The organism is Sphingobacterium sp. SGL-16 (genome assembly GCF_011043515.1).
Classification (GTDB): Bacteria; Bacteroidota; Bacteroidia; order Sphingobacteriales; family Sphingobacteriaceae; genus Sphingobacterium; species Sphingobacterium litopenaei.
The window spans coordinates 78,033-97,712 of record NZ_JAAKGQ010000002.1; the positions used below are offsets into that span (position 1 = coordinate 78,033).

Here is a 19,680-nt window from a genome sequence, read left to right on the forward strand (position 1 = left end):
TTATAATATGTCAAAGAATACACTATTCTTATTTTATTTGATGTGCATATGGGTTTTAAGCTCTTGCCAAACCTCGAGCAATGGTCAGCAAAAATCGAAAGATAATACTATTGCAGTATCTAGTTTCCAATATGATTTAAATACATCACAAAAGATATATACATTACCGGCAGTATTGGATGAAATTTCAGGAATTACATTTCATCCTCAACACACAGAAGTTATTTATGCTATTCAAGATGAATTAGGTAAGTTGTATTCTTACAGTTTATTGCAAGAAAAAGTCATTGATGAATTTACTTTTGGCAAAAGTGGAGATTATGAAGATGTTGCGACGGATGGAAAGTACTTTTATGTGTTAAAGAGCAATGGAGATATATTTTATTTCCCGTTTGATCATAAAAATGATAAATCAAATGTTCAAGTAATTAAGAATCTATTACCGAAGGGTGAATATGAATCTTTAGCTATCAACCCATCGAATAATACACTTCATGTGCTATGTAAAGAATGTAAAGTAGACAAATCTAACGGCACTCTTACGGGGTATATTTTTCAATTGGGAGAAAATGGAAGTTTCAACACTACTTATAAAACGTTTAGTTTGGATATAAATAGTCTTAAATCTTGGAAATCCGATATAGGAAAAAGCATTAAACCTTCAGCAATAACATATAACGCGAAGACACAAGAATGGTTTATAATCTCTTCTATTGACAAGTTTCTCTTGGTTACAGATTCTGATTTTAATCCAAAAAATTTGGTTTCATTCCAACGTCGTCAATTTGAACAACCAGAAGGATTAGCGATAAATACCAAGGGAGAATTATTTATTAGCAGTGAAATTGGAGATTCAAACTCCGCCGCATTATATCAGTTTAAGAGCGAAATATAATGAAGTATTTACTTTCCTTACTTTTACTTTTATCGATTAATTCTTTTGGGCAAACGATTACTCATCGTATGCTCCTATTCGGTGATGCAGGTGAAATAAATGAAGGACAACAACTTTCTATTAAGACCGCTCTAGGACTTGTTATTCCTGAAAAAACTTCTGTTTATTTTTTAGGAGACAATATTTATCCTGTTGGAATGGGAATAGATAGTGCGAGCGCTTTAGAAACAGAACAAATACTAAGGCACCAATATGCCCCATTTATCTATATTAATGTGCCTGTTACATTTATCGCCGGGAATCACGATTGGGATAAATCAGGCAAGCAGGGATTGGAAAAAGTTAAAGCTCAAGAGGCGTATTTATTTTCACGGTCATTAGATCTTTTAAAATTTGTACCCAAAGCAGGCACTGCAGATGTATCAGTAGTGGATATCACAAATACTACTAAGGCTATTCTATACGATAGTGAATATTGGTTATTTCCTCATCACAGTAATCCAGATTCTGCCCTTTCGGAACAGGTAAGAAATATCTTTTTGGATAACATTAAATCCTTGATTTCTTCAAATCCAGACCAAACAATTTTTATTCTTTCCCACCACCCTATGCTGTCCTATGGTGAACATGGAAAAAATATAACATGGAAAGATCACGTTTTTCCTTTGACTAGAAAATGGAAGAATTTGTATGTCCCATTGCCTATTATTGGATCGGTATATCCGTTACTTAGAAATACAATATTTCATTCAGCTGAAGATATGGGACACACTATCTATCAGAAACTTATAAACGACATTACTAATAGTACGTCAAATCATAAAAACATACTTTTTATAGCTGGACATGATCATGGCTTGCAATTCATAGAAAACCAGAATATTACGCAAATAGTGACAGGTTCGGGTTCCAAAACTTCACATATAGCGCATAATACGGCGCAAAAATTTGTTTCCAATAAGCAAGGATTTTGTGTATTAGATGTTCTTTCCAGTGAAGACATTAGACTTGCTTTTTATACTGTAGAAAAAGGAACCGTTACAAAATCCTTTGAAACTTTGTTGCCAAAGAAATAGTATAAAAGAATATTATTAACGACTAGAGAATTAGATTACATGCCATTCAAGAATATACATATTGATTTAAATATAGATTCAAGCGATATACAACAAGAATTCTCGCTTTCGCCCGTCATAGCAAAAATAAAGACTATTAGCGAGGATGCTTCTTACGGCACAAAATTATTAGCTAAAGAATTACTCCATATTATTGAAGAAAATCACGTTGAAAATCTGAGTGTTAAGAAAGATTCAGAAAAATTTAAACCGATTTTTGAAATCATTTCAAACCTTTCGGGAGATATAAATTTTTCAACAGAAGAGCCTATTGCCTTTGGTTTTCCCGTTCCGGACAAACTTATTTTCAGTTCTTCTAACTTGCAGGAACTTTCGGCTAATGGTTTAAAATTCTATGAAGGAGAAACGAATTGCGACACTATTAATACAAAAAACTTAATTCTTTATAATCTTATACTTGAACGTTTTTATGGAATCAACTCTATCGAGACAGATTATATATTTGAGAGCTCCTTCGCAGGTTATACCAAATACTATGAGCTAAAGATAGATTTTTCGTTTGTTGATATTCAATACCAAGGAACACTTCCGAAAATCGACCTTGCAGCGATAAGAGATAATAAATTTCATTCCTACGATGCATTAAACGATGCTTTGGCAGGGATTGATTTATCTAAATTCAAATTCGAAGGATTAAGTATTCTACGTTTTAAAAACCGCGACAAAGAATTCATAATTAAGAGATTACAAGATATTATTAAAAATGTCAATATTAAGAATAAGGAAAGTTTAAAGGAAGAATTAAACAGTATTTTTAGATCGATCATTCATAAGAATGATTTAGATTTCTTCTTTTTACCCATTTTTGAATTAAGCGGTTTTCCTATTTCTGAGAATGAATACGCCAAGAAATCCATTCTTTTGGGAGAATATATGAATCATTCCATTGCCTGCAGTTTATGCTCCATATATTCTTATTTGAGTGAGCCTATTATTTGGTCCTATGGAATAGATCAAGATTTAAACATTAATGATCAGGTCTTTATACAAATACTAAAAGATAATGGCATTACCAATTATTTGGGTATTCCGCTTTTTCATACAGACCGCTTTGTAGGTTTTATCGAAATTTATTCAAAACACAATAATTTTGACAAAAATGACGCATTGAAGCTAAAACCTTATCTTCCTCATTTTGCTCAGTTATCTAATGATTTTGTTGCCTATTTGAAAAATCAGTTGAACAATATTATTTTGCAAAATTACACTTCTATTCAGCCAGCCTTGCAATGGCGATTTAATGAAGTGGCCGTTTCGTATTTTTCCCAATTAAACAGTAATAAAGAAACAGCAAAATTAGATAAAATCATCTTTAAAGACGTCTATCCAATCTATGGCGCTGTAGATATTAAAGACTCCACCCGAATTCGTAATGCTGCCCAAAAGCAAACTCTGCTCCATCATTTAGAATCGTTAAAGCAATTGTATGAAGAGCTAATTACACATCAAGATTTTGATTATTTACACTGTTATGGACAAAATATTGAAAACGCTTACCAATGTATTCATGACAAAGGGATAGAGAAAAATATTGTTAATCTTCGTACGTTTCTCGAGAAAAAAGTGCCTATATTTTTAGCAGAAATAAAACCGAAGTTGGAAGACAATGTCAAACTTCTTATTACTATTGATGAGATAGAGCGAAACAATACACTTATTTTAGATCCAAATAATGATCCTTTCGAGAAATCATTACGAGCATTTACTCAAATGATTAAATCGGAATATGATGATCTGAACAAACAGCTTCAAAGCATATTTCCGTGTTATTTTGAAACATTCAGAACGGACGGTGTGGAGTATGACGCTTATATTGGGCAATCCATAACGCCTACATCCACTTTCCGAGACGAAATTCTACACGAAATGTGTAAACATCAGATTCTTTCAATGATACGTGTAGTGCAAAAGGCGAGAACGCTGAGTACAGATTTACCCCTTCCTTTGAAAACTACCCAACTTCTTTTTGTTCATCCCGAAAAGATTAGCATCAGTTTCAGGGAAGATGAAAAGCGTTTTGACGTAGAAGGTGGTTATAACATTCGTTATCAGATTATTAAAAAACGTATTGATAAAGCATTAATTGAAAACACTAAAGAACGATTAGTTCAACCAGAAACTATTGCTATCGTATTCAGCAATGAGTATATCAAAGATGATATTCAAAAGATTTTGGAAGAAATTATTTTATCGGGATTAATCGAGAAAGATTATGAATTTCTTACATTAGAGGAACTACAAGGCGTAAGCGAATTGCGTGCTATTCGAGTAAAAGTCATCTAATCTTTTTGTATGAGGAATTATATCCAAAAATCTTTATTTCTTATATTCATTCTAGCAGGTTGGAACTCAGCTTTTGCACAGCAATCCGATAGTACTACCGCCATTATTGCTTCAGAATACGATAATGTTGGGGCATTTCATCGATTTTGGCTTGGTGATAGTTACCGCAAACTTTACAATACTCCAGTGAAGATGCGTGTGGTCAATCTCGCTACAGAAAAAGGTGGATTGCAGGTGGTAAAACTGGGAGGTGGTATGCAAACTCAATCCTTACGTCTGGAAGATCCTTCTGGGCGACAATGGGTTTTACGCTCCATCCAAAAGTTTCCAGAGCGTAGTCTTCCGCAAGCTCTCCGCAAAACCATTGCAAAAGACATCGTACAGGATCAGATTTCAATTGCGCATCCTTTTGGGGCTTTAACTGCCCCAACATTTAATAAAGCTTTAGAAATTCCGCATGCGGCGCCTGAACTCGTTTATGTTGGAGATGATCCTCGATTAGGCGAATACAGAGAAATTTTCAAAAATCGAGCTTACATTTTCGAATCTCGCACTCCAGACAGCGATCCTAAAACTGATAACACGGATAAAGTTATACGCAAATCGCTTGAAGACAATGATGTGCAAGTGGATCAAAAACTCACCTTACGCGCTCGATTGTTGGATTTTGTATTAGGAGATTGGGATCGTCATGAAGATAATTGGCGGTGGTCTCCTTTCAAAGAAGATGGCAAGACATTATATTCGCCTGTCCCTCGAGATCGAGATAAAGTATTCTACAAAACGTCTGGTGTTTTTCCTACACTTCTATCCTACCAATGGTTGAAAGCACATCTACAACCTTTTAGTCCGAAGATTAGAAATGTGGCACATTGGAATTATAACGAACGCCATTTCGATCGTTTTTTTCTCAACCATTTAAATCATAAAGATTGGGAAAAAGAGATATCTTCTTTTCAAGTTATTGTAACTGATTCCCTTATTCATCAGGCCATGTTGGCCATGCCTGATACTATTGCTAAATTGAGTGCTGCAGAAATTGAACACAATATACACGCTCGAACCGCAGATTTAAAAAACTCTGGATTAACCTATTACAATTCCCTATCTAAAGTAGTTGACTTGCCTCTTTCTGCAAAAAATGAGTTTATTGAAATCACAATTGATGATAATGGATCGGTCGAGATCGATGTACACAATAAAAAGAAAGATGGGACACAAGGCAGAAGACTTTTCAAAAGACAATTTTCACCTCATGAAACAAAAGAAATTCGAATTTATGGCATTGCAGGAAATGACGAATATAAATTAAAAGGTCAAGGGAAAACAGCAATTAAAGTTCGCATTCTCGGCGGTAAAGATTATGATATCTATTCTCGTTCAGCTGCCTTCCTAAAAAATAAAAACGTTATCCTTTACGACACTAAAGATACAACGACAAACAAAATTGACCTAGATAATAAAATTAGTTATCGTCTAAAGAATGACACTGCGGTACATGCTTACGATTATTACAATTTTGCTTACGACCGAAAAGGTGTTATCTTAAATCTAAATTATGGAGTAGACAGAGGTCTGATACTAGGTCTAGGCTATTTGATCGAAAATCAAGGATTCCGAAAATCTCCTTTTGCAGAAAGACATCAGTTTTCTGGAAGCTATCTTACGGGACGACGTTCCTTTATTTTTGATTATGAAGGAAAATACAAAGACCTCATCTTTGGTCATGATTTGGCTTTAGAACTTTCGTCTTTAGGTCCACGAAATCTGAGTAATTTCTTTGGGTATGGAAACAATACCCAATTCGAATACCGAGATATTCGCGGAATAAAATATTATCGTAATCGATATGATCTGGTAAATGCCAACATTTTTTTAGAAAAGGAAATACAAAAATCATTTAATGTCTATTATGGTAGTACTTCACAATTCTACCATAGTTCAAAGGCGAACAATGGAGGACATTTCTTTGAATATTTTGATAACAACTACCCTTCTGAAGATATTTATGGCGCTAAGTTTTTCACGGGAGTAGCAGCTGGAATTTCTTACGATACGAGAGATAAAAAGGAATTTGCTAAAAAAGGAATTCACCTAAATTCTAAAATATCTTGGCAAAGCCAAATTTCGGAAGCTAATAGACAGTATACTGCTTTTGAAACTAGCTTGAGTGTATACAAATCCATATTGGATAGCACGGTCACTTTGGCTAATCGTACAGGAGCACAGGCTGTATGGGGAAATCCTTATTTCTTTCAACATGCTAAAATCGGTGGAGAAAATAGTTTGAGAGGATTTAACACCAATCGATTTACTGGTAAAACAACCGCTTACAACAATTTAGATGCGCGTATCAAATTGTTTTCTATTAATTCCTATTTGCTTCCTGCCACATTTGGTGTATTAGGATTTTACGATATTGGTCGCGTATGGCACACAAATGAGCAATCATCCAAATGGCATATGGGATACGGTGGCGGTATATATTTTATGCCTGCTGATCTATTTATCATTCAAGGCGCAGTAGGATTTAGCAATGAGGCTACTTTGCCTTATATTCGAATTGGCATGTCTTTCTAAAGAATTTTTAGCAGATGAAAAATCATAATCTTTTTAATAATAGAGATATCAGTTGGCTGTACTTCAATGAACGCGTATTGTTGGAATCCCAACGAGATTATGTTCCGTTATTGGAAAAACTGAAATTTCTAGCTATTTATTCTTCTAATTTAGATGAGTTTTTTCGTGTTCGAATACCTCTTTTGCATGGCTGGAAGAAATTGGATAAAAAAGGAAAATTAGACAGTACGGATCAGCAAGCTGAATTAAACGTTTACAAAAAGGCTAAAAATATCATTAAAAAGCAGCAAGAACTTTTTGGTCATATTTTAACTCAAGAAATAATTCCAGGACTAAGTAAGCATAATATTATTCTACATTACGATTTAGCTTTACCTGAATTTGCCCTTACTACACTACGTGAATTTTTCTTAGCGGAAATTGCTTCTTATTTACATGTTTCAAAGCTTGAAGACCATACGGACTTCTTTCCGCTCAATAATGAGTTGTATTTCTTTATTCTAACATCCAATCAAGAACGTTACTTCTGCCCTATTCCCTCATCAAGTGTAGGTAGGTTTAAGACTATTGTTCACGAAGAAAAGTACTATATTTTCTTTATTGATGATATCATAAAACACTTTTTAGCGGAAGCCAATCTTATTCCTAATATTGAATCTTTCTATAGCTTTAAAGTAACTCGCGACGCGGAATTGAACTTACAAGAAGAAGCTGGAACCGATCTAACTGAAGCTTTAATAAAAGAATTAAGTAAACGAGATTTCGGTATTGCCACGCGTCTTTTGTATCAAAGCGATTTACCTTCGGAAGAATTGGCCATCTTATTGGACTGCTTAAATTTGAAAAAATCCAATACCATGAAAGGTGGAAAATACCACAATTTGAAAGATTTCTTTGATTTTCCTGCTCATAATCGACAATTAGAATATTCTCAAGCTGTCTCGATAGAACCTCCCTTTCAAGAATTATTGAATTCCAATTCTATATTTTCAGTCTTACAGCAACAAGAAATCTTATTACACACGCCCTATCATAGCTATGACACTGTTTTGCGTTTTTTCAATGAAGCGGCTATGGACGAATCTGTTCAATCCATTTGGGTAACTTTATACCGATTGGCAAAAGATTCAAAGATTGGACGCGCCTTATTGAATGCAGCACAAAATGGAAAGAAAGTAAATGTTTTTGTCGAATTAAAAGCTCGTTTTGACGAAAGTAATAATTTGCAATGGGCTAGGCGTTTGGAACAAGCTGGGGTAAATATTTCCTACAGTATACCAAAAATAAAAGTACATGCTAAAGTGGCTCTGGTCGAACGTCTAGAAAACGAGCAAATCAAATATTATGGACTCTTGTCAACAGGGAATCTAAATGAAAACACAGCAAAAGTGTATACAGATCATTCTTTGCTGACTTCTGACGAAAAACCATTAAAAGAGCTTGCTACACTTTTTGATTTCTTAACCAAACACCGCGAGAAGATTCATGATAAAGAATTGGTTTTTCACCATCTCTTAGTTGCACATTTTAATTTGTACGACGAATTTATGAATCTTATTGACCATGAGATTGAACAAGCTAAAGCAGGCCGTATAGCATTTATTCGTATAAAACTGAACAATTTAGAAGAGGAAACTTTAATAAAAAAATTATACGAAGCTTCCTCTGCAGGTGTGCGAATTGAGCTTATAGTCCGAAGCATTTGTAGGATAATTCCTAACCAAATAGGTTTGAGTGAAAATATAACTGTAAGACGTATTGTAGGTCGCTATTTAGAACATTCTCGAATTTTTCACTTTCATCATGCTGGAGATAATTTAGTATATATAGGTTCTTCGGATTGGATGAACCGCAATATTTATCATCGTATTGAGGTGTGTTTTCCGATTAAGAATGAACTATACAAGCAGCAACTATTGAAGTATTTGGATATACAATTAGCTGATGATACTTCGGCCAGCAGTATTAATAATTTAGGTCAGAATGAGATCCCTGAAATCAATAATTTCATCGATGCACAGGAAGAAATTCCGCGTTTTTTAATACATTGCGATTAACTTATTATTTTATATTAATCGATAATTCTGAAGATTTAAGACCTTTACCTTTTACTACTAATTTTGCGATTCCAGCTTTGTCTTTAGACTGAACCAAAACAACTAATTGTCCGTTGAAAGTCCTCATCGTTGGTAAATGAAAAGGCTCTAAAGATGTAGGGTCGCCATTACACACTGCCTTAAAATTTCCAGCACCACTAACTTCAAACTGCAAAGGTATATTCGCATTTGGACATAAGTTTCCATGCTTATCCACTACAGACACTTTGACGAATGATAAATCTTCTTTATCAGCGTTAATCGTACTTCTATCTGCTTCTAAAACTATTTTATGAGGTTTTCCTGCTGTATGAATTTCTTTTTCCATTGCTTTTGAACCGTCTTTGTGATAAGCGACAACTTTTACCGTACCTGGCTCATACTTCACATCCATCCACATTAACCGGTAACGGTGTTGCGGAGTAGAATTGTTTTTTTGCTGAACTCCCATGCTCTTTCCATTCACAAAAAGTTCTGCTCTATCAAAATTTGTATACACAAACACGGGGGTGGTCTGTCCCACGCGATCTGGCCAAGTCCAATGAGGTAAAATATGTAAGGTGTTATCCGTAGTATTCCAACGACTGCGGTACAAATAAAATCGATCTTTTGGCAAGCCAGCTAAGTCATTGATACCGAAATATGAACTACGCGAGGGCCATTTTTCATCATAAGGTGTTGGCTCGCCCAAATAATCAAATCCTGTCCATACAAATTCACCTATAACCCAATCTTTATCATCCTGCAAGATAAAATCATCTTCAGGAAGATTAGACCAACTTGTCGATTCCAAATCATAGCTCGAAGATTGCAAATCGTCATAAGTTTTGTTCTTCGCAATTTGAACCGGAAATTTATATACACCGCGCGAACTTACGGTAGACGCTGTTTCTGAACCCAACAACATGCCTTGTGGAAATTTTTGGTAAGCCTCTTCGTACAAATGTGTTCGATAATTAAGACCAGGAATATCCACTAGCACCCCAAATCCAGATTCCATAACAGCTTTTACTTGGTCCATACCGACAGTCACAGGACGCGTAGGATCTTCCCGATGAAAGATTTCTTGTAAAAATTTAGCTCTTTTCACTCCTTCACTACCCCATTGGTCCGGCACTTCATTTCCAGAACTCCACATGACTATGCTGGGATGATTTCGTGTTGCGCGCACTAAATTAACGATGTCTTTCTCGGCATCGGAATTAAAAAACTTCGCGTAACCATTCTTCACTTTCGGCTTTGCCCATTCATCAAAGCTTTCAGCTAAAAACAAAAATCCCATTTCATCAGCTAACTCCAATTGCTCAAAAGATGGCATATTATGTGCACTTCGTATGGCATTACACCCCATATCTTTGAGAATTTCCATTTGTCGTCGCAGCGCGGCTTTATTTACGGCTGCTCCCAAAGGTCCTAAATCATGATGGAGACATACGCCTTTAAATTTGGTTACTTTTTCATTTAGTAAGAATCCTTTTCCAGCAATGTATGCTATGGTCCTTATTCCAAACCGTGTATGTTTTATATCCGTCAACTTACCATCTTTATATAGTTTTGATATAGCGATATATAAATTTGGCGCGTCAGGTTCCCATAATTTCGGATTCTCCACTTTGATATCCTCTTCGAAAAACTTTCCAAAGACTTTAGAAGAAGAATCTACAGCTACAGTTTTGCCATTCAAATCTTGGATTTCAGTTACGATATAATCTGGCTGCCCTACAACTTCGGATTTAACATGTACTTGCGCAAAGTCTTCTTGTACTTGTTTTGTTGTTATGCTAATTCCCCATTGTTCAAAGCTCACATCTTCCGTCACAATAATAGATACATTCCGATATAAGCCTGCTCCGGGATACCATCGTGAAGACTGCGGTAGATTGGTTAGCTGTACCGCTAAAGTGTTTTCTTTATTTTCTAATAATTCCTCGCTGATATCAAAGTAGAAATAACTGTATCCATAATTCCATTGTCCGATTAATCTTCCATTCAAATAAACCTTAGGTTGGCTCATTGCTCCTTCAAAAAGTAACAATGCACGCTTGCCTTTTTTAAAATCTGGAACTTCAAAAGTATTACGATACCAAGCCTCACCAATATATGGCAACGCTCCTGTACGTCCTGTTTTTTCAGTGGCTACTTTTTCATTATTCTGTGTTATGGCTACTGTCTGTTTATCAATTTCTTTGTCAAAAGGCCCGAAAATAGCATAGTCATGTGGAATTCGAACCTTTTCCCAATTTTTAGCGTCAAAATTAACTTTTTCGGCTTCGGGAATTTCACCTCGTTTAAACAACCAGCCATCATTTAATTTGATAACTGATCGAACTTGTCCGAAAACGCTATCTCCAGTAAAAAGAAGGATTAATGTGAATATTAAATTGGTATAATGACTAAAATATGCTTTCATAGATGTAATTAGGTACAAATGATATTATTTCACCAACAAAATATATGAAACATTTTTATCAAAACTATCCTTTACTGTCCTACTCATTCACCTTATTTTGATTCGAATTTGGTTTTAATTCATCGGGACTGTCATTGGTGTAATTGGAGACTTTCGTGCGAGATGCGGTTTGGAAAATATCTTCAATGATTTCTAAACGAATAGTATCTTTCGGATCAAAAGCATTAGACTCCATATATTCCATTATAGAATGATACAATTGCACTGAAGATGGCATACCATTCATATTAGCTTGTAAATCCGCACTACTCACCACAATTTTACCATTTCCGACTTTTGCTTCGAAAATTAATCCCAATCTTCTGCTCAAAAACCAAGTATCTATAGGTTGTACAATTGGTTTAAAATCTTGTGGAAAATCCTCTAAATTCATAACCTGAGCTTTTTGCTGTATATCCCACCATTGTAAATCCGAGTGATAGCTCGTCGGAAAATCCGCAAAAGCCTTATGATTATGTTGAATCAACATACCCGTCACATGGGGTGGACGCATCTTGAACCATGAAGTATTCCAAAAAACTGGCAAAAAGTGCATTTCTACTTCCTTTCCCTTCAGCACTTTTCCTGCAGCGTTTAGGAATACTTTTCCACCTTCAGCTAATACTTTCTTTGCCTTTTCATCCCAAGAAGTGGTATAATACACAGAAGAATAGGTTTTTTCTTTGGTAGAAGGATATACCCAAAAATTCCAATCATTGATAAACGAAGTGCCTCGAACAGTTACTTCTAGCTTATATTTAGTCGGTTTTTGAGTATTTTGCAAAGATTGTTTTATTTTTCCCACAGGAATTCCATTGGCAATCGGATAAGTTTTAGGATCAAAACTTCCTTTAGAAAATATTTCGCCACGTTCATCGCGAATCACCCAATCCAATATGGCATGCGCTAATGCAGATCTTCCCGAATGAAATAAGGCAACATCTACTTCTAAATTTTCAGAATTTGAGAATACGAATTTTGGAAACTTCGTCAAAGGAACAGTCTCATTCGAAAATTTTATATATTCATCCGCCGTAACATAACCTTTTTCTTGCCAAAAAGCATTCAAAACCCCAACTAAAGCTGTTCCTTGCCCAGGAAAATCTTGTAAACCTAATAACTGAAAACCGCCATAATCTGGGGTGCGCAGAATTCTCTCGATATCATGTTTGTACGCTAAAACTTGAAGTTTACCTGAAGCCATCAAAAAGTCTTTAGCTTGATCAGACATATGGTTATCCGTCAATATTTGCTTGAACATTTCCAAGTTTTTCGCACGATAAGCACCTGTATATTGCGAAATCTCCTCAAAATTTGGAAAAACACAATACTGACCATTTTCATGCGCTATAAAAGGAACCTGAAAAGAAGCAAGCTGCGCACTAAAATCAGAATAGGTTTCTGGCATTTTATTCCATTGCAAACCTCTTAATCCACCTCGCACCTGAAATTCCGCATTTGGTACTACTGGCCAGCTACCACCGACCGACATACCAGTATATACCCTTCTTGAATCTTTAGCTTTCCAATAATCTACATATTTATTTAAGTAGGCAACTTGATTTCCTGCAGGTTCATTCCCAGCGGACATCATCACGAATGAGGCATAATTGCCATAGTGCTTAACCATTCGCTCACTTTCATCATACAAATATTGATCTACAGGCTGTCCCAAACCGATTTTAGGCCCGTGATTTGGCCAGCTAGGTGCTTCTGGCTGCAAATATAATCCAACACGATCTGCTGCAATAAAAGCTGCCTCAGGAGGACACCACGAATGAAAACGTACATGATTCAATCCAAAAGACTTGATTTTCGTATAAATCTTTACCCAATCTTCTACGTCTGTTGAAGGATATCCTGTCAGCGGAAATTCACAATTGTGCAATGTACCTCGCAAAAACACAGGTCTTCCATTAATTTTAAATTGCTTATTTTCTACTTTGAAGTCACGCATACCAAACTGCACGACTTTTTCTTCTTTACCAAAGGAGGAATTTAAAGTAATTTTTAAGTTATATAATGCTGGGTCAAATTCATCCCAAGTCAACATACCTTCACTGAAAGGAACTTCTAATTCATACGTTTCAGTTTCCAAAACATCAAGAGATTTCTTAATAAGTTTCGTTTTGTCTTTTTTAGTGGAATTAAAACTTTCTGCGGAATAAGATATTGAAGTGGTGATTTTCTTACCTGTACGATTTTTTATTGCAAGCTTAATGATGGCTTTTCTATTGGTGATATCAGGAAAAACCGAGATCTGATCGATATGAATTTTAGGCAATGCTTCTAAAGCAATTTTTCCTATGATTCCATTCCAATTTCCTTGCGTATGATCCGAAATACTATGCGAATCAGGCCCTACATTTATTTCTTTTATTTGATTGTCAACTCGTATTGTGATGTTATTTTTTCCTTTTTGTAAATAAGAAGTAATATCATAAATATGGGGTGCTACCAATGAATTTTGTAAACCTACTTCCTGACTATTCACCCATACACGCGTCTCGATATGCGTCCTTTCAAGAAATAGAGTAATTTGCTTATTGGTCCAATTTTGAGGTATTACGACTTCCTTTTGATACCACGCTGCTCCAGTATAATACTTTAATGGTGTCAACCAAAAAGGAATATGAATATTTCCAGGCTGCCTAAACTTCTCCAAAGCCGGGTTAAAGTAAAAAGAACTATCATATATGGAACCGGTCCATTTTGTGGTCAAGGTAATCTCTTCTCCTTTATTTTGAGCAGTCATGGAACCAGGCAAGTTTATTTCATCATTTAGCTTTTGAGAATACCACTTTTGCTGTACACCCAAATCTGAATGGTCTATTTGAAAATGCCATTTTCCGCGCAAAGAAATCTTCTCTTGGGCATAGCTTGGGCAAATAAAGACGTAAAAAACTCCATAAAGAAGTAAAGAGAATATGTTTTTCATTTTAAAGTAGATAGCAATTTATAATTGGACTGACTAATACCCGTCAGGTTTTGATTGATTGAAATCGACTATAAAAATATACAAAACTTCCTAGATACAAAATCTAGTGTAAAATAAAAGGCACGACTATCCTGCCGTGCCTTAACTAAATATTGGTCTTATTTAATTTTTAAGCGCTTCTTTGAACTTCATTAAGCGTACGTAACCAGGACACTTTGTGATATCCTTTTGCCATTTATCCAATTCAATAAACTGTACTTTCAGGAATAAAGGAACATCTACCACAATTTGGTCTTCACTTATTTGTACCTGCTCCGGATAAGTTTTTCCTAATAATTCTTGCTGTAATTCTTCTTTAGTCACTTCTTCCTCCTCTTAAAATTATCCAATATAAGCATATGTAATACCGTCTCCACCTCTATCTGCATGCTCATCCTCAAAACGACTCACATGATTGTATTTACGCAAGTAATCTCGAATAAACTTCCTTAAAATTCCATCTCCTTTACCATGAATGATTTTCAGTGTAGGATAACCAATCATCACCGCACGGTCTAACACCAATTCAATCTTTTGCAAAGCATCTTCAGTACGCATACCACGCACATCTAATTCGGGATAAAAATCAGCCGAAGATTCTGTTGATACAGAACTTTGTCGTTTGATAGCTTTTGATTTCTCTTTGCTTCTTAATTTTGTTACTCTGTTCTTTTTAACAACTGTACGAAGTTCACCTAAAGCAAGAATTAAGCTATTGTTTTTTGTAATCTCCAAAATCTCACCTTCCGAACCTGAATCTTCAATACGCACCCAATCACCCACTTCTAATTCTGTTGTAACAGCAGTTGTACCCGGAACTTTAATTAGATTTTTAGCTTTTTGCAAAGAAGTAGTATGTTGATCAAGTGCTTTATTAAGCTTAGAACGAATTTCTTTAGTTTTCTCTTTATCCGCTTGAACGTTTTTGATTTCAGCAATGGTATTTTCAATGAGCTTATTCGCATCTTTCAGAATTAGTTTAGCTTCTTCCTTCGCTTTGCGAATAATCTCACGCTTATTGGTTTCTATATCCGTACTCAAAGCTTCATACTTTGCTTTCAACTCGACTAATTCCTTTTCGCGTTTGCTGATAGCATATTTCGTATCTACGATCTCCTTTTTATCTCGTTCTAAATCCACGAGTAAAGTATCCACTTTCTTCTGTTGTACGCCTATTTTTTGTTTTGCAGACTCCAGAATATCATTAGTCAAACCAATTTTTTGAGCTATTTCGAAAGCATAAGAACTACCAGGTTTTCCGATTTGCAAAATATACAAAGGCTGCATCTTTTGGTTGTCAAACAACATAGAAGCATTTTCCAAACCTTTAGTATGACTTGCAAAAAGTTTTAAGTTGGAATAGTGAGTAGTAATCACTCCTCGAACCTGCTTTTTATTCAATTGCTCCAACACTGCTTCCGCAATAGGTCCACCAAATTGTGGATCTGTACCCGTTCCAAACTCATCGATTAAAATTAATGTTCGAGCATTCGCAAATGTCGTAAAATGCTTCATCTTAGAAAGATGGGCAGAGTATGTACTCAAATCACTTTCTATAGATTGATCATCACCGATATCTGCGAAAATCTGCTTAAATATCCCGATAGAAGAACTTTCATCCGCTGGAATCAAGAGACCAGACTGCACCATGATTTGAAGCAAACCCACTGTCTTCATACAGACGGACTTACCTCCCGCATTCGGACCAGAAACTAAAATAATTCGATCTGTAGCGTCTATTTTTATATTTAAAGGAACAACCTCATTCTTTTCTTTAAGTGAATTCAGAAATAAAATAGGATGTCTCGCATGTACTAAATTTATACTAGCTTCTTTGTCCAGTAATGGCATATTTGCTTGCAAATCAATTGCAAATAATGCTTTTGCACGAACAAAATCCAACTTAGTAATCAAGCCATGGTAGGACAATAATAGAGGAACATTAGGACGAATTTCTGTTGTCAACTCCGTTAATATACGAACAACTTCCCGTCTTCTGTCAAATTCCAAATCTCTCACTCGATTGTTAAGGTGAAACACCTCTTCTGGCTCTATATAAGCAGTTTGTCCTGTAGCAGATTCATCATGTATTAGGCCTTTAAGCTTTCTTTTATTTTCCGCAAGAATAGGAATACACAAACGACCTTCACGAATAGTCAAGCTACCATCCGCTGTCCATCCATTCGCTTGTGCCTGTCTATATACAACATCCAAACGCTTACGCGCTTCCTGTTCTGATTTTTGAATTTCTTGCGTAATGGCTTCCAATAATCTAGAAGCGTTATTTTTCAAGCGACCACGATCGTCCAGCACCCGCTCAATAGAACGAATAATAGATTTTTCAATTGGCAAATGTTCAAATAACAATTCCAGATGCGAATATTGTCCTTCTCGATCATTGAAATAGCGAATGATATTAAAGACGGTGCGTAATGCCAAAAGCATGCGGTACAATTCATCTTCCGTCAAAAAAGCACCTTCCAGCTTAGCTTTATCTGCTAAAGGCTTTATCGGATAGATATGATCCACAGGAAGCGGCTCATCGTGTAATAATAATTCTTTGAATTCGTGCGTTTGACGCAAAAAGCGATCGATTTGATCTACTTTTATCTGTGGCTGAATTTTCTCCACCATCAATCGTCCAGCCTCACTCAAACATTTCTCTTTGATTAACTCTCGTATTTCCGTGAAGCCCAGCTTATCAATTGCATTTTGAGGATATATCATTGAGGTAATTGTCGTTTTACAGGTTTTACCATTCGATCATTTTTAAACAATTCTCGTCTTTTACGTAAGACTTCTCTGACCGAATCTTTTTTTGTTGCATCAGGTTCATCATTTACCTTAACAGGTTCTTCTACTGGTTGAAGCTGCTCAGCCGCTCTATCCAATGAAACTTCCTGTGGTCCTTCCGTTGGAAGTTGTTGAGGAGCTTGATAATAAGAACCTCCTGAGGGATTATAGATGTTCAATTTATTAATAAAACGTTCGCTATTAAGTTTAAATTGTGTCAAATCAATAGCTTTATTTTTTGCTGTATCAACAAATACAAATGGCGATTTGAAGTTGCGCGCATAATTTGCCAAACTATCTTTATCTAACATAGTCAGATTTGGAACCGGTATTAAGTTGAATTGATTATTTAAGAAATCGAAATTTGTATTATTCAAGACTCTCCGTGTATAGTCAAAATAATTTCTAAATCCAGTATCACTGCTGTTATAATATCTCAGGTTTTCTATACGACTATATATACGTTGCATATGATATACACGTTGCATGCTATCTTGTTGCTTCGCATTACGAATAGAATCTTCAACATGAAATTCGCGTTCGTATTTACTTAAATTTTTGTTGATATCGCCATAGATTTTATCTGTCAAATTCGGATTACCAAAGTAGAAATTCAAATTTTTGACAAAAGTAGCAGAATCAATATCGTACTTATCAAATATTTTATCATACAATACAGGCATTACCTTCTTAGCACTGTCTGAAGGCAGAGTATTCAAATAACCATCCACTATAGAAACTTCTGTAAGTATCTCTGTGATCTTACTTTCCGAAACTACTCCACTCGGTTTGGACTTGGCACAAGAAAGAATCAAAAAAAACGATATAAATATGCTGTATAATAACCTTTGCATTGCTTAAATTTGTACAAATTTACGAAATGATACTCTTCTATGAGCCACATCTTGTAAAATAATAATTTTATCTTCTTAATTAGATTTTATAATGAGCATTACGACAAATATTGAGGAAATTCAGACCGAGTTAAAACCTTTGGGTGTAACTCTTGTGGCGATATCGAAAACTAAACCTATAGAAGATATACAAGAAGCCTATGATGCTGGTCAACGTATTTTTGGAGAGAATATGGTTCAAGAAATGGTTGATAAGTACGAAAAACTCCCTAAAGACATTGAATGGCATTTAGTAGGTCATTTACAGACCAATAAAGTAAAATATATTGCTCCTTTCGTGGCTATGATTGAATCTGTAGATTCATTAAAGGTTCTGAAAGAAATCAATAAACATGCACATAAGAACAATCGTATAATAGATTGTCTCTTACAAATTTATATTGCTGATGAAGACAGTAAATTTGGTTTAGATCATGTTGAACTTATTGAATTATTAGAAAGTCAGGAATATGCTGAATTAGAAAATGTACGTATCCGTGGTTTGATGGGAATTGCGACAAATACCGACAACGAAAAATTCATTAAAGAAGAGTTTTATGAATTAAAAATGCTTTTTGATGGCATCAAAGTAAGTTATTTCCGCAAAGAAGAATCCTTTGATACGCTTTCTATGGGCATGTCTTCGGATTACAAAATTGCTATTGAGCAAGGCAGTAATATGATTCGCCTAGGTAGTACATTATTCGGAAAAAGAGTCATCAAACATTTCAAAGCAAAATAAAAATTGCATTATTTAATGGTAAAATTAGCCTACATATTCGCTTTTATATTGTTTAATTCCTGTTCGCAAGGTAATGTAAAATCCCAATCGCAGCAGGAACAAGTTACTCCGCGCGATACGGTGTCTTACACTTACAATATACATAAGAATATTAGCTCTTATCTGGTGGAGAGTGAAGGAAATATAGACACGGCTTATTACCAAATATCTTATCCTATATTTCACGATCGAACTTTGAATGAAATTTTATCTCCCTATATTTTAGTGGATGGAGATGAATCGCCAGAGATTGCTGCCGAATCCTTTATTTTAGGTTACAATGAATTTGTGGAAGAAAGCAGTACGCAAAGCATAAACTTCCCTTGGTACAAAAATGTATCTAGTGAAGTGTGGACCAATACTCCATTATTTTTGACTTTGGCTACAGCTGTGGACGAATATACTGGCGGTGCTCATGGCAATCATTACACGATAATCTCTACTATTGACCTGGAAAAAAAGAAAAAGATCGAACTAAAGGACATAATTCAAAAAGAGAATATTCCCACATTCACAAAAATCGCAGAGAAACATTTTAGAAAGAATGAAAATTTATCAGATTCTGCCTCATTAGAAAAGGATTTCTTTTTTGAAAATGGTATTTTTGCGGTCAACGACAATTTTGGACTAACCAAAAATAGTTTTGTCATTTATTACAATGAATACGAAATAAGACCGTACGCTGAGGGACCAACTTTATTAGAAATCCCCTATTCGGATATCGAAAACATCCTGAATCCTGTAGGCCAAAAGTACATTCACAGTTTGAGACAGTCTTTAAATTAACCTTATACGAA

12 protein-coding genes are annotated in these 19,680 nt (G+C 35.2%); 7 read left to right on the forward strand and 5 right to left on the reverse strand.

Annotated features, from left to right (window positions below; all coding sequences use genetic code 11):
* Positions 1 to 7 precede the first annotated feature (7 nt).
* The 5 genes from G5B32_RS01350 to ppk1 are packed head-to-tail and all read left to right on the forward strand — an operon-like array spanning position 8 to position 8,951.
* Positions 8 to 895 (forward strand): SdiA-regulated domain-containing protein, encoded by an 888-nt coding sequence (locus G5B32_RS01350; protein ID WP_165289757.1) that lies wholly within the window; start codon positions 8 to 10, stop codon positions 893 to 895.
* On the forward strand, positions 895 to 1,971 hold the full coding sequence (locus G5B32_RS01355; RefSeq protein ID WP_165289758.1) for a metallophosphoesterase: 1,077 nt from the start codon (positions 895 to 897) through the stop codon (positions 1,969 to 1,971). The genes G5B32_RS01350 and G5B32_RS01355 overlap by 1 nt, the downstream gene beginning before the upstream one ends.
* 39 nt (positions 1,972 to 2,010) lie before the next feature.
* Entirely contained in the window at positions 2,011 to 4,314 is a 2,304-nt protein-coding gene (locus G5B32_RS01360) for a hypothetical protein (protein WP_165289759.1), read from the forward strand.
* A gap of 9 nt (positions 4,315 to 4,323) precedes the next feature.
* On the forward strand, positions 4,324 to 6,894 hold the full coding sequence (locus G5B32_RS01365; RefSeq protein WP_165289760.1) for a BamA/TamA family outer membrane protein: 2,571 nt from the start codon (positions 4,324 to 4,326) through the stop codon (positions 6,892 to 6,894).
* Between the two features lie 14 nt (positions 6,895 to 6,908).
* Positions 6,909 to 8,951, forward strand: a complete 2,043-nt coding sequence (ppk1, locus tag G5B32_RS01370) for a polyphosphate kinase 1 (protein WP_165289761.1) — start codon at positions 6,909 to 6,911, stop codon at positions 8,949 to 8,951.
* Between the two features lie 4 nt (positions 8,952 to 8,955).
* Here the strand turns inward: ppk1 and G5B32_RS01375 are convergent, their stop codons facing one another.
* The 5 genes from G5B32_RS01375 to G5B32_RS01395 all read right to left on the reverse strand — a co-directional run bounded on the left by G5B32_RS01375 (position 8,956) and on the right by G5B32_RS01395 (position 18,063).
* Positions 8,956 to 11,400, reverse strand: coding sequence for a DUF4982 domain-containing protein (locus G5B32_RS01375; protein WP_165289762.1), 2,445 nt, complete (start codon positions 11,398 to 11,400; stop codon positions 8,956 to 8,958).
* Between the two features lie 79 nt (positions 11,401 to 11,479).
* Entirely contained in the window at positions 11,480 to 14,377 is a 2,898-nt protein-coding gene (locus G5B32_RS01380; RefSeq protein ID WP_165289763.1) for a sugar-binding domain-containing protein, read from the reverse strand.
* 162 nt (positions 14,378 to 14,539) lie between these two features.
* Complete coding sequence (locus tag G5B32_RS01385; RefSeq protein WP_165289764.1) at positions 14,540 to 14,740, reverse strand: DUF6965 family protein; 201 nt, start codon at positions 14,738 to 14,740, stop codon at positions 14,540 to 14,542.
* Positions 14,741 to 14,758: 18 nt separating this feature from the next.
* Positions 14,759 to 17,143, reverse strand: coding sequence for an endonuclease MutS2 (locus tag G5B32_RS01390; protein WP_165289765.1), 2,385 nt, complete (start codon positions 17,141 to 17,143; stop codon positions 14,759 to 14,761).
* Positions 17,140 to 18,063, reverse strand: coding sequence for a DUF4296 domain-containing protein (locus tag G5B32_RS01395; RefSeq protein WP_165289766.1), 924 nt, complete (start codon positions 18,061 to 18,063; stop codon positions 17,140 to 17,142). The genes G5B32_RS01390 and G5B32_RS01395 overlap by 4 nt, the downstream gene beginning before the upstream one ends.
* A gap of 91 nt (positions 18,064 to 18,154) precedes the next feature.
* On the opposite strand from G5B32_RS01395, the gene G5B32_RS01400 reads away from it, so the two are divergent.
* Both G5B32_RS01400 and G5B32_RS01405 read left to right on the forward strand, forming a co-directional pair.
* Positions 18,155 to 18,844, forward strand: coding sequence for a YggS family pyridoxal phosphate-dependent enzyme (locus tag G5B32_RS01400; RefSeq protein ID WP_165289767.1), 690 nt, complete (start codon positions 18,155 to 18,157; stop codon positions 18,842 to 18,844).
* A 15-nt stretch (positions 18,845 to 18,859) separates the two neighbouring features.
* Positions 18,860 to 19,669: an RsiV family protein gene (locus tag G5B32_RS01405; protein ID WP_165289768.1), complete on the forward strand. Its 810-nt coding sequence runs from the start codon at positions 18,860 to 18,862 to the stop codon at positions 19,667 to 19,669.
* Positions 19,670 to 19,680 lie beyond the last annotated feature (11 nt).

What these genes read in the sequence shown, in the direction of transcription:
- G5B32_RS01390 (WP_165289765.1), bottom strand. Translation starts at nt 17,143, where the DNA reads ATGATATATCCTCAAAATGCAATTGATAAGCTGGGCTTCACGGAAATA.
- G5B32_RS01375 (WP_165289762.1), bottom strand. Translation starts at nt 11,400, where the DNA reads ATGAAAGCATATTTTAGTCATTATACCAATTTAATATTCACATTAATC.
- G5B32_RS01380 (WP_165289763.1), bottom strand. Translation starts at nt 14,377, where the DNA reads ATGAAAAACATATTCTCTTTACTTCTTTATGGAGTTTTTTACGTCTTT.
- G5B32_RS01350 (WP_165289757.1), top strand. Translation starts at nt 8, where the DNA reads ATGTCAAAGAATACACTATTCTTATTTTATTTGATGTGCATATGGGTT.
- G5B32_RS01395 (WP_165289766.1), bottom strand. Translation starts at nt 18,063, where the DNA reads ATGCAAAGGTTATTATACAGCATATTTATATCGTTTTTTTTGATTCTT.
- G5B32_RS01400 (WP_165289767.1), top strand. Translation starts at nt 18,155, where the DNA reads ATGAGCATTACGACAAATATTGAGGAAATTCAGACCGAGTTAAAACCT.
- G5B32_RS01405 (WP_165289768.1), top strand. Translation starts at nt 18,860, where the DNA reads ATGGTAAAATTAGCCTACATATTCGCTTTTATATTGTTTAATTCCTGT.
- G5B32_RS01360 (WP_165289759.1), top strand. Translation starts at nt 2,011, where the DNA reads ATGCCATTCAAGAATATACATATTGATTTAAATATAGATTCAAGCGAT.
- ppk1 (WP_165289761.1), top strand. Translation starts at nt 6,909, where the DNA reads ATGAAAAATCATAATCTTTTTAATAATAGAGATATCAGTTGGCTGTAC.
- G5B32_RS01365 (WP_165289760.1), top strand. Translation starts at nt 4,324, where the DNA reads ATGAGGAATTATATCCAAAAATCTTTATTTCTTATATTCATTCTAGCA.
- G5B32_RS01355 (WP_165289758.1), top strand. Translation starts at nt 895, where the DNA reads ATGAAGTATTTACTTTCCTTACTTTTACTTTTATCGATTAATTCTTTT.